Genomic DNA, 11407 nt, shown 5'->3' on the forward strand with positions numbered 1-11407 from the left:
CGGGTCGCGTGGGTTAGTTCAAAAGATCACGGGGCTGAGTTCTCACCCCGCGAGGCTGCGTCAGCGACGGCCCGCAGCCGAGGCCTCCTTGCGGTCCAGGGCACCCAGCTCGAGTGCCTCGGTGCGAGTGGTGTGCAGGTCGTTGATCTCGTCCAGCGAGCGGTCCTTGGTTTCCTTGGCGGTCAGTGCTGCGACTACCGAGATCAGTCCCGCGGCTGCAACGACCAGGGCCACGTTGATCCAGGAGGATCCGTCGGCGCCGGCCACGGAAGTGGCCAGGAACGGCGTGATGCCGCCGGAGATCGCAAAGCCGATCTGCGTGCCCAGGGCCAGACCGGTCACGCGAACGCGGGTGGGGAACATCTCCGCGTAGAACGAGGGCCAGATGCCGTTGGCCATGGAGTAGAAGCAGCCGGACAGCAACGCACCCAGCAGGAAGATCAGGGTCCAGTTACCGGCGGACACTGCCGCCAGGTAGGGGAACATGAAGCCCACGGCACCCAGCACACCCACGATGAACACGGGCTTGCGGCCGATCTTGTCCGCCAGCAGTGCCCACGCCGGAATGGTGAACAGTGCCACGAAGTTCGCGACCACCGAAACCCACAGCATGGTGGAGCGTTCCAGGCCCACGATGGACGTGGCAAAGGACAGCGACCAGACCAGGAACACCACGTTGATGGTGTTGACCATGGCGGCGGCGGCAATGCGGAGCACGGCAGCTTTGTGGTACTTCAGCAGGGTGCTCAGGGGTGCGGTGCGCTTGACCTCGGAGCCCTCGGCCTTGGCCTCTTCGAACGACGGCGGCTCCTCCAGATGACGGCGGATCATGTAGGCCACGAAGACCACCACGGCGGAGGCCCAGAACGGTACGCGCCAGCCCCAGCTGAACAACTGTTCTTCGGTGAGGATCAGGGTGAAGGGGATGAACACGGCGGTTGCCAGCAAGGTGCCGAACTGGGTGCCTGCAGGGTCCAGCTGGTGGTGAAGGCGCGGTGGCGGTCATCCGAGTGCTCGAGCGAAACGGAGATGGCGCTCGCCTGCTCACCGGAGGCCGAGAGGCCCTGGATCACGCGGCACAACACCAACAAGGCCGGAGCCAACAGGCCTGCCTGATCGTAAGTGGGCAAGCAGCCGACCGCGAAGGTGGCGCCACCCATCATGAACAGGGTCAGCATGAGCACGAACTTGCGGCCGTACTTGTCACCCAGCGGCCCCATGATCAACGCGCCCAGCGGGCGAACCACGTAAGCCACACCCACGGTGCCCATGGACAACAGGATGGCAACGCCGGGGATGCATCCTCCGGGAAGAAGAGATGGTTCAGCACCAGTGCCGCGGCGGTGCCGTACACGGCGAAGTCGTAGTACTCCAGAGCCGAGCCGATCCAGCTCGCGAGCGCGGCCTTCTTCGGTGTCTTGGCGGGAGTCCCGGCCGAGTGATGAGGCGGGTTTGTGGGCCCGGGGAGCTGTGTGGTGGGTGGTGCTCATGAGAAGTCATCCTTCACGGAAGGCGTGGGATCGAACGTCCCCGCTGCGACGATTGCCAAATATTGGAAACTGTTTTCAAATACTTGAAACATAAGCATGAAGTGGGTCACACTGTTCGTCAAGTACCCGACCGAAATAATCAGGAGCACGCCATGAGCCCCACCAAGACCACCGCCGCGGCGGCGGACGCGGCAGGCCCGCCTGACAAGGCGCGCCCTGCCGACCGATCCGGCACCGTGCGCAAAGGGCTCACGCTCCTGGAGCTGCTGGCCAACTATCCGCACGGGGCTACCGCGGGTCAGATCGTCGCTGACTCCGGCTACGCCTTCAGTACCTGTTATCGCTTGCTTACCACGCTCGTCGATTCCGGGTTCGCCGAGTACGACGCTGCCACCAAGCAGTACCGCCTAGGACTGCTCGTGTTCCAGATGGGGCAGAAGGTCGCCACGGCCAGGGGGTACTCGGGCGTCGCACTCCCCGTGCTGCGGAAGCTCACCGAAGCCACCGGCGAAAGCTCGCTGCTGGCCGTGTTGGACGGGGATCGTTTTCTCACCGTGCACACCGTGGACGGACCCAACCACCGCATCACCACCGATCCGGGGGACCGCGGCGAACTGCACACCTCGTCTCTGGGCCGTGCGCTGTTGGCCTTCAGCCCACAGGAGACGCGCGACGAATTGGTAGCCAGCATTGACTTGGGCCAGCGCACCGACCGCTCCCTCGCCGATCGCGAGGACCTCCGCCGCATTCTCGAGGAAACCCGCGAACGCGGCTGGGCTTCCCAGGATCAGGAACACGATGACGGCATGTGCGCCGTAGCCGTGCCGGTCATGGCCCCGGGCGGAACGCTCGTAGCCGCTCTCGCGCTCGCTGCTCCCGTTTACCGCTGCAATCTGGCCGGTCTCGAAGAAAACCTGCCCCTCCTCAACGACGCCGCCGCCCAACTGGCCTCGCAACTCCCGCAGCGTCCGTAGTCACCGCGTCGCCGGCAGACGGCTCAACGCGCCCAGTCACCTGAATTTCCAGACACCGAAACACCACGGATTCCCCGAAAGGAACCGCATGTCCGCTCGCAACGAGTCCTTCCTGATCGGTCTGATCGGTGACGGCATCACCGAGAGCCTCACCCCGCCCATGCACGAGCGCGAAGCCGATCAGCACGGTGTGCGCTACCTCTACCGCCCCGTGGACCTCACCGTGATCAACCGCCCCGGGGCGGACGTGGGTGAGCTACTGCGCGCCGGTCGGGACCTGGGGTTCAACGGGTTCAACATCACGCACCCGTGCAAGCAGATCGTGCTGGAGCATCTGGACGAGGTGGATCCCCAGGCAGCCGCGATCGGAGCCGTCAACACGGTGCTGATCAGGGACGGCAAGTTCATCGGCTACAACACTGACTGCTCCGGCTTCACGGACGGATTCCGCGCGGGCCTGCCCGGCGCCAGTCTGGAGCGCGTGGTCCAGTTCGGCTCGGGCGGCGCAGGGTCGGCGGTGGCCGAGGCGCTGCTCACCGCGGGTGTTCAGCGCCTGGATCTGATCGACGTCGACGTCGCTCGCGCGGCTCAGCGCGCCACCGCCCTGGCCGAGCGGTACCCGGCGCCCTCGTCGAAACTGTCTCACCCGAACAGGCGCCCGAACTCGTGAAGGTGGCGAGCGGCGTCGTCAACGCGACCCCGGTCGGGATGCATCACCACCCGGGCACCCCGTTCGATACCGCCCTGCTCAATGCGCGGCAGTGGGTTGCGGACGTGGTTTATTTGCCGCTGGCCACCGAACTCGTGACCGCGGCCAAGGCCCTGGGCTGCCAGGTGCTGGATGGCGGCCACATGGCGGTGGGGCAGGCGGTGGATGCCTTCAGGCTGTTCACCGATCTGGAACCGGACCGGCAGAGAATGCGCGATCACTTCCTGTCCCTGACCGGGCAGTCACCGGTAGCCGAGGAGCAGCACAAGGGAGCCGCCCTGTGAGAACTAGCATCGCCACGGTGTGCCTGTCCGGCACGCTCGAAGAGAAAATGCAGGCCGCCGCGCTCGCGGGATTCGACGGGATCGAGGTGTTCGAGCAGGACCTGGTGGTCTCGCCGTCCTCGCCCGAAGACCTGCGCGGGATGGCTGCCGAACTGGGTCTGTCCCTGGACATGTACCAGCCCTTCCGTGACGGCGTAGAGGTTGCCCCGGAGGATTTTCCCGATTCGTTGCGCCGGCTGCGCGCCAAGTTTGAGCTGATGAAGCGCCTCGGCACCCCGGTGCTGCTCATGTGCTCCAACGTGGCCACGGGGGCGCTGAACGATGACCAGGCGATCGCGGATCAGCTGCGACAGGCCGGCGACCTGGCGGCCGAATACGACATCAAGCTCGCCTACGAGGCGCTGGCCTGGGGCAAGAACGTCAACGACTGGCGCCGCGCCCACCACATCGTGGAGCTTGCCGATCACCCCGCAGTGGGCACGTGCCTGGACAGCTTCCACATCCTCTCCCGCGGGGACACCGTGGACGGGGTGGAGTCGCTGGATCCGGAGAAGCTGTTCTTCGTTCAGCTCGCGGATGCGCCGCTGCTCAAGCAGGACATCCTCTCGTGGTCGAGGCACCACCGCGTGTTCCCGGGTGAGAGGGACTTCGATCTGGTGGACGTGCTCGCCCGCCTGCATGAATGCGGCTATGCGGGTCCGGTCTCGCTCGAGATCTTCAACGATGCTTTCCGCCAGGCCGATGTTCACCGCACCGCGGTGGACGGACTGCGCTCACTGCGCTGGCTTGAGGATCAGACGGCAGATGCCGTACGTGCGGCGGGCGAGGACCCCGCACGCGAGCCGCTCGTGCTGGTGGACCTGCCCGATCCACAGCCCCCGCGAGCCTGGGACTTCGTGGAACTGCGTACTTCCAAGCTCGGCCAGACCACGCGACTGCTGCACCAATTGGGCTTCGAACTGGCGGGTCATCACCGCAGCAAAGACACTGTTCAGGCGTGGACACAGGGTCCGGTGCGCATGGTCATCGCGGAGGATCTCGAGGCCTCGCCCGCGCAACCCACCCGCCTGGCCGCTCTCGGATTCCAGGTCGACAGCCCCGACGACGCCGCCCACCGCGCCTCCCGCTTGCTCGCCCCGGTGGTTTCTCGCACCCAGCAGCCGGACGAAACCGTGCTGCACGGCGTGGTGGCCCCGGATGCCACCGAGATCTTCTTCGGTCCCCACACGGACAGCGGCGTGCCCCCGTGGTTGGAGGAGTTCGGCGCGGACCCGGCCGAGGCGACGTCGGAATCCCTGATCACCGGCGTGGACACGTGAACCTCGCGCAGCCGTGGCAGCACTACGACGAGGCCGTCCTGTTCCTGACCTCCCTGCTCGATCTGCACGCGCAGCCGGCGCAGGAAGTGGCGGGGCCGTCCGGGCTGGTGCGCTCGCAGGTCATGCGATCTGCGGACGAGACCGTGCGAATCCCGCTCAACGTGGCCCCCACCGCCGCAGAACAAGGCGCGTACACGGGAGCGGCCTACCCCGAACACGTGGCGCTGGCCTGCACCGACATTGTCGCCGTGGCTCGCCGCGCACGACGCCGCGGCCTCACCTTCCTGCCGGTTCCCGAGAACTACTACGAAGACCTCGTGGCCTGTTTCGATCTGGCCCCGGACGTGGTGGCCGAACTACGCGAGCACGGACTGCTCTACGACCGCGACGAGCACGGCGAGTTCCTGCACTTCTACACAGCGACCCTCGGCGAGGTGTTCGTGGAGGTCGTGGAACGCCGCGGCGGCTACCGCGGATTCGGCGCCCCCAACGCCCCCGTGCGGCTGGCTGCGCAGTACCGGACGTGGGAGGGAGCGGCGGGCACCATCTGATCACGGCTTACTGCACGGTAGGCCGCCGTACTCTGCAGTAAACCGTCACGAAATGGCCCTGGGTCGACCCGGCGCACCTGACAGACTGGAGCCAACCAGTCTTCGTGCGTAGAGAGCGGGATGTTCGTGAGTGATCAGCGGTCCAATCAGGCCAAGCCCGGTGACAGCCAGCCCATGGTGTTCGAGCACAGCACCGCCGCCCAGCGGGTGTTGTTCGGCTCCGACAAGGCCGGTGAATTCCTGGCCGCGGAGCTAGAGCGGTTGGGCAGCACGCGTCCCATGATCATCACGGGTGGTTCCGCGGAACAGGCCGCCCGGGACATCACCGCGCAGCTTGAGCCGGGCCTGTGGTGGAACGAGGTGGTTCAGCACGTTCCGGTGGAGCTCGCGGAGAAGGCGCGTGCGGCGGCGTCGGACGCTAAGGTCGACGCGCTCGTGACCGTCGGCGGCGGCTCGACCATCGGTCTGGGCAAGGCCGTGGCGCTCACATCCGGACTGCCGCTGATCGCCGTGCCCACGACCTACGCCGGCTCCGAAGCCACCGACATGTGGGGCCTGACCGAGAATCGCACCAAGACCACCGGCCTGGATCCCAAGGTCCTGCCGGTCACCGTGATTTACGACGCCGCTCTGTCCCGTTCCCTGCCGGTGGGCCTGTCGGTCGCGTCCGGCCTGAACGGGATGGCGCACTGTGTGGATTCGTTGTGGGCGCCCAAAGCCGACCCGATCAATCGGACGTTCGCCCTCGAAGGCGCACGCGCCTGGCAATTGCCCTGCGTGGCATCACGGCTGATCCGGATGACCTGCGCGCCCGCGAGATGGCGCTGTACGGCTGCTACCTTGCAGCGCTGTCCTTCGCGTCGGCCGGCTCCGGGATGCACCACAAGATTGCGCACGTACTGGGCGGGACGTTCAACCTCCCGCACGCGCAGGTCCACGCGACCGTCTTGCCCTACGTTCTGACGTTCAACGCGCCCGCGGTGCCGGAGGTATCGGCGCGGTTGGCCGACGCGCTGGGCTCCGACTCCAGCGATGCGACCGCCGCTCTGAGCTCGCTGTACCGCGAGATCGAAGCGCCCCGGGCGCTCGCGGACATTGGTTTCACGGAGGACGGGATCGCGGAGGCCGTCGAGCGGTCCCTGAAAGCCATCCCCGAATCCAACCCGTCCATTCCCACCGAGGAGAACCTCATGGCGTTGTTTCGTGCGGCGTTGAACGGCGAGGATCCGAGCACGTTGTCCGCGGCGGCGCAGCAGGCGTGATGGCCGCGCACGGCAACCTTCGTGACGATCCGTTCCTCACCAGGCTGGCAGAGCAAGAGCCGTCCGCGTGGTTCAACCCGGCCGTCACCACCACCGGGGCGGGGTTGGCCGCGTCGGGCCTGTCGTCGGGCATCGTGGACGACGCCGCCGCCGCGAGACTCGAGCGGTTCGCTCCGTGGATTGCCCAGGCGTTTCCGGAGACGGCGGATGCTCGGGGAGTGATCGAGTCGCCGCTTTATGCCGCGCCGGACATGCAACGTGAATTGGGCGTGACTGCGGGCCGGTTGCTGCTCAAGCGGGACGACATCCTGCCCGTGAGCGGCTCCATCAAGGCTCGCGGGGGAGTGCACGAGGTTCTCGAGTATGCGGAGTCACTGGCCATCGAGGCCGGGTTGCTGGCGCCACTGAACAGCGGCTGTGCGACCAGAAATCTGGCCTCGAACGAAGGCGCGGACCCGACCTCGTGCCTCACCACCGGCAACAATGACGATGAGCCCGGCGGCACCACGGACTACCGCGCGTTCGGTTCGGATCCGTTCCGTGAGCTCATGGCCCAGCATCGCGTGGTCGTTGGCTCAACTGGCAATCTTGGGCTGTCGATCGGCATCACCGCCGCGGCGCTCGGACTCCAGGCGACGGTGCACATGTCCACGCACGCGCAAGCCTGGAAGAAGGAACTCCTCCGCAGCTTGGGTGTGGAAGTGGTGGAGCACAGCACCGACTACACCGCCGCGGTGAAGGCAGGGCGTAAATCAGCGCAAGCCGATCCGACCACGCACTTCGTGGATGACGAGCACTCGGTCAGCCTGTTCGCCGGTTATGCCGTGGCGGGGCGACGGCTCGCGCGGCAGCTGGCGAATCAGGACTTCACCGTGGATGGGGATCACCCGCTATTCGTCTATCTTCCGTGCGGCATCGGCGGTGCACCCGGCGGGGTGGCCTACGGTCTCAAACTGGAATTCGGAGATGCCGTCCACTGCGTCTTCGCCGAACCGACAGCCGCACCCTGCATGATGCTGGGCGTCTACACCGGACTCCACGATGAGATCTCTGTGGCTGAATTAGGGCTGGACACCCACACGGTGGCGGACGGTTTGGCCGTGGGGAGACCATCAGGTTTCGTGGGGCGACGCATGCAGGGCCTCATCGACGGTTACTACACGGTGACCGATCAACGCATGAAAGAACTGGTCAAAGCGCTGTATGCAACAGAGGGAATACTCGCAGAACCCTCCGCCGCAGCAAGCTTGGACGGCCCGCGGTGGATCGCCGCCGACGCGGACTATCTACAGCGCATGAACCTCACGAACCAGCAGCTCCAGAATGTCACCCACCTCGCCTGGCTGACCGGCGGCGGCATGGTTCCCGAGGACATCCAGCGGGGCTATCTGGCCTGACGCCTGCCTGCGGACGCCCGACGGTTGGCGCCTGAGGCCCAACGCCTGACACCCGGCCATGCGCGCAGCACGAGCAGCATCAACGCCGGAGAAACACCACCAGCTTTCCCCAGGAAGTCTGCTTGCTCACACTCAGCCTCAGAAGGTGCACAGAGTGCAACAAGTGCCCTACTGTTGACACGTGAACTTTTCATGCCGGGGGGAGGCCCCCAAAGACAAACGGGGTGCTCTCAAGTGGCACAACCGGCGCGCCATCGTGATGGCTGCCGGTGAATTGGCCGACCTCCACGGTATTCAGGGGTTCTCGGTGGACGACCTGGCCAAGAAGGCGGGCGTTTCCCGGCGCACTATTTTCAACCACTTCGCATCTGCGGAGGATGCAGGCTACGAGTACCTCTCGGAACTTGTCTCGCACCTCATCGGTATGGTTTTGGCGGAACTTCCGGAGCCTTCCGAGCAGACCGAACAGACGCTGGGGCAGGTCTACCAGGACCTGTGCAAGGCCATGCGGGCTCACAGTTTGGTGGAAGCACTGCGCCCTCTGCTGTTGCAGGCAACGGATATCAAAGAATCTCCGACCGCAGCGCTCTGGAGTTTCCGAGTGACCAACGCGGCAACCGAGGAGCTGGAGAGGGTCATGCAAGAAAGGCTGCCGGATCACGGTCAGCTCGAACTGCAGCTGGTGGCCACCTCCATCATCAACTCCATGGCCGTGTGCATGGACGCGTGGCTCTTGCGTACCGGTGGAGAGCTGAACGACCAAACCCGTAGTGAGTGGAACGAACTCCTGACCGAGACCCTCAAGATTCTGGGCCGCGGCTTCAACACCTGACCTACCTGACCTTTTGTCGGCAAGCCCGCGCGAGCGGCGTCGTCGGCGAGATCCGCTACAGCGGAACGTAACTGAACATGACCATCGCTACTCACAAGTAGGAGATTCTTCGTGGCACGACTTCTCTACCGGCTGGGCATCGGCTCGGCCCGTCACGCGTGGGCGGTGATTGTTTCGTGGATCGCCGTGCTGGCCATCTCCGTGGGAGCGGTGGCGTTCTCCGGCGTGCAGCTGTCCAACGCGATCACCATCCCGGGTACCGAGACCCAGCAGCTCGCTGACCGGCTGCAGGACGAACTTCCCGAGGCCAACCAGGGCACCGGGCGCATGGTCTTCTACACCGAGGACGGCTCGGAGTTCACGGAAGAGCAGCGGCAGGGTATTGCCGACGCCGTAGCTTCGACCGAGGGCATCGACCAGGTCGACAGCGCCAGCAACCCGTTCGAGGCGCAGGCCCAGCTCGATGACGGCCGCCAGCAACTCGTGGACGGCCGGGAGCAGTTGGAGGAGGGCCAGCAGGCCATCCAGCAGCTGGAGGAGAACCTGCCTCCGGGTGCCAACGCGGACCAGATCCTGCAGCAGCGCGGCATCGACCCGCAGCAGATCCAGGAGCAGCAGGCTCAGCTGGAATCCGGTGAGCAGGCCATGGAACGCATGGGCGACTACCGCGTGGTTTCCGAGGATGGCAACTCCGCCATCTCGGTCGTGAACTTCACCGTGGATCAGACGTCCGTGACCGCGGACGCCAAGGAAGCCGTGATGAACGCCGTGAAGGACCACCCGGTCGACGGCGTGGGCGTGGACTTCTCCCAGGAGCTCTCGCAGGACATCTCGGCCCTGCTGGGTCCGGCGGAAATCGTGGGTGTGGCAATCGCTGCCATTGTGCTGTTGGTCATGCTGCGCGCCCTGGTGCCCGCCATCCTGCCGGTGCTGACCGCACTGATCGGCGTGGGTATTTCCACGGCCGCCACGCTCGCCTTCTCCGGCGTGATCGACATGATGTCGGTGACCCCCATGCTCGGCGTGATGCTTGGCCTGGCCGTGGGTATTGACTACTCGCTGTTCGTCCTGAACCGCCACCGTCAGCAGCTGCGCCGCGGCATGGAGGTCAAGGAATCCATCGGCATGGCCGTGGGCACCTCGGGCACCGCCGTATTCTTCGCTGCCTTGACTGTGATCGTTGCACTGGTGGCGCTGAACATCACCGGCATTCCGTTCCTGGGCCTGATGGGTACCGTGGCCGGCATTGCCGTACTGATCGCACTGCTCATCACCCTGACCCTGACCCCCGCGCTGCTCTCCCTGGCCGGGCGCAAGGCGCTGCCCCGCAAGCAGCGCAACGCCGCCCCCGACGAGCAGCACATCGACGAACACGACGTTCCGTTCCACCTCCGTCACCCCTGGATCACCTCGCTGCTGAGCGTGGGTGTCCTGGTGGTGCTGGCACTGCCCGCTCAGGACATGCGCCTGGGTCTGCCGGATGCTTCCACCGAAGCCGTGGACAGCACCTCGTACCAGGCCTACCAGCGCATCGCCGAGGACTTCGGCGCCGGCGAGAACGGCCCGCTCGTGGCCGTGGTCGATATGCCCGAGGGCCTCAGCGATGACGAGGCGACCGACAAGCTCAACATCGTCTCCGACCGCATTGCCGAACAGGACGACGTAGCCAACGTGCTACCCGGCGTCACCACCGATGACAACCGCACCGGCGTCATCCAGGTGATCCCGGAATCCGGTCCCGCCGATGCCGCCACTGAGGAGCTCGTCAACAACCTGCGCGGCCTCAACGGCGACGCTCTGAACGGCGAGGACGTCAAAATCGGCGTGGCCGGCACGACCGCCGCGAATATCGACGTCTCCCAGCTGCTCGGCGAGAAGCTCCCGCTCTACCTGGGCGTGGTCATCATCATCTCGCTGCTCCTGTTGCTCATGGTCTTCCGCTCCATCGTGGTTCCGGTGATCGCCTCCTTGGGCTTCCTGCTCTCGGTCCTGGCGTCGCTGGGTGCCGTGGTCGCGGTCTACCAGTGGGGCTGGGGCGGCGACCTGATGGGCGTGCACGATCCCGGGCCCATCCTGAGCTTCCTGCCCACCCTGATGATCGGCATCCTGTTCGGTCTGGCCATGGACTACCAGCTGTTCCTGGGCTCCGGTATGCGCGAGGCCTACGTCCACGGTCACCCCGCGCGCCAAGCCGTGGTGCACGGATTCAAGGCCGGCCGCGCAGTGGTCACGGCCGCGGCAATCATCATGATCTCCGTGTTCGCGGGCTTCATCTTCGCGCACCTGTCCATGATCAAGCCCATTGGTTTCGCCCTGGCGATCGGCGTGCTGTTGGACGCGTTCGTGGTCCGCATGTTCCTGATCCCGGCCGTCATGCGCATCATGGGCGAGAAGGTCTGGTGGCTGCCGCGCTGGCTGGACAAGATCCTGCCTCGCGTGGACGTTGAGGGCGAGTCCCTGGTCCGCGCCGGTGCCACCGCGGGTGCGCGGGTGGCGCGGCTGGCGCAGTTGCCGCCGGTTCGGAGTCGGGTTCCGGCTCCCATCACGACGACGCCGCTCCCACCTCGGATCGCGACGGTTCCGTGAGTG

Annotated in this window: 7 protein-coding genes and 3 pseudogenes; 9 read left to right on the forward strand and 1 reads right to left on the reverse strand. The window is 65.9% G+C overall.

The window, feature by feature from the left end; translation table 11 throughout:
* Nucleotides 1-60: 60 nt before the first annotated feature.
* Nucleotides 61-1387: pseudogene (locus YO9_RS0102450) on the reverse strand (MFS transporter).
* Between the two features lie 255 nt (nt 1388-1642).
* On the opposite strand from YO9_RS0102450, the gene YO9_RS0102460 reads away from it, so the two are divergent.
* The 9 genes and pseudogenes from YO9_RS0102460 (at nt 1643) to YO9_RS0102490 (ending at nt 11404) form a co-directional block, all read left to right on the forward strand.
* The gene (locus YO9_RS0102460; protein WP_016996096.1) at nt 1643-2464 is read left to right on the forward strand and encodes an IclR family transcriptional regulator; all 822 of its coding nucleotides are present in this window, start codon (nt 1643-1645) and stop codon (nt 2462-2464) included.
* Nucleotides 2465-2552: 88 nt separating this feature from the next.
* Nucleotides 2553-3457, forward strand: a pseudogene (locus YO9_RS0102465) (shikimate dehydrogenase).
* Entirely contained in the window at nt 3454-4776 is a 1323-nt protein-coding gene (locus YO9_RS0102470) for a sugar phosphate isomerase/epimerase and 4-hydroxyphenylpyruvate domain-containing protein (RefSeq protein WP_317259712.1), read from the forward strand. Before YO9_RS0102465 ends, YO9_RS0102470 begins: the two are co-directional and overlap by 4 nt.
* Entirely contained in the window at nt 4773-5327 is a 555-nt protein-coding gene (locus YO9_RS20425; RefSeq protein WP_317259713.1) for a VOC family protein, read from the forward strand. Before YO9_RS0102470 ends, YO9_RS20425 begins: the two co-directional genes overlap by 4 nt.
* A gap of 174 nt (nt 5328-5501) precedes the next feature.
* Nucleotides 5502-5909 (forward strand): annotated as a pseudogene (locus YO9_RS20430) (iron-containing alcohol dehydrogenase); the annotation flags it as partial.
* A gap of 236 nt (nt 5910-6145) precedes the next feature.
* Nucleotides 6146-6589, forward strand: a complete 444-nt coding sequence (locus tag YO9_RS20435) for a dehydroquinate synthase/iron-containing alcohol dehydrogenase family protein (RefSeq protein WP_317259714.1) — start codon at nt 6146-6148, stop codon at nt 6587-6589.
* Entirely contained in the window at nt 6589-7986 is a 1398-nt protein-coding gene (locus tag YO9_RS0102480) for a D-serine ammonia-lyase (RefSeq protein WP_031272535.1), read from the forward strand. Before YO9_RS20435 ends, YO9_RS0102480 begins: the two co-directional genes overlap by 1 nt.
* A 259-nt stretch (nt 7987-8245) precedes the next feature.
* Nucleotides 8246-8818 (forward strand): TetR/AcrR family transcriptional regulator, encoded by a 573-nt coding sequence (locus YO9_RS0102485; protein ID WP_223285997.1) that lies wholly within the window; start codon nt 8246-8248, stop codon nt 8816-8818.
* Nucleotides 8819-8929: 111 nt separating this feature from the next.
* Nucleotides 8930-11404, forward strand: a complete 2475-nt coding sequence (locus tag YO9_RS0102490; protein ID WP_016996099.1) for an MMPL family transporter — start codon at nt 8930-8932, stop codon at nt 11402-11404.
* The last annotated feature ends 3 nt before the right edge of the window (nt 11405-11407 follow it).

The sequence above is a fragment of the Kocuria atrinae C3-8 genome, from assembly GCF_000286355.1.
GTDB lineage: Bacteria > Actinomycetota > Actinomycetes > Actinomycetales > Micrococcaceae > Kocuria > Kocuria atrinae_A.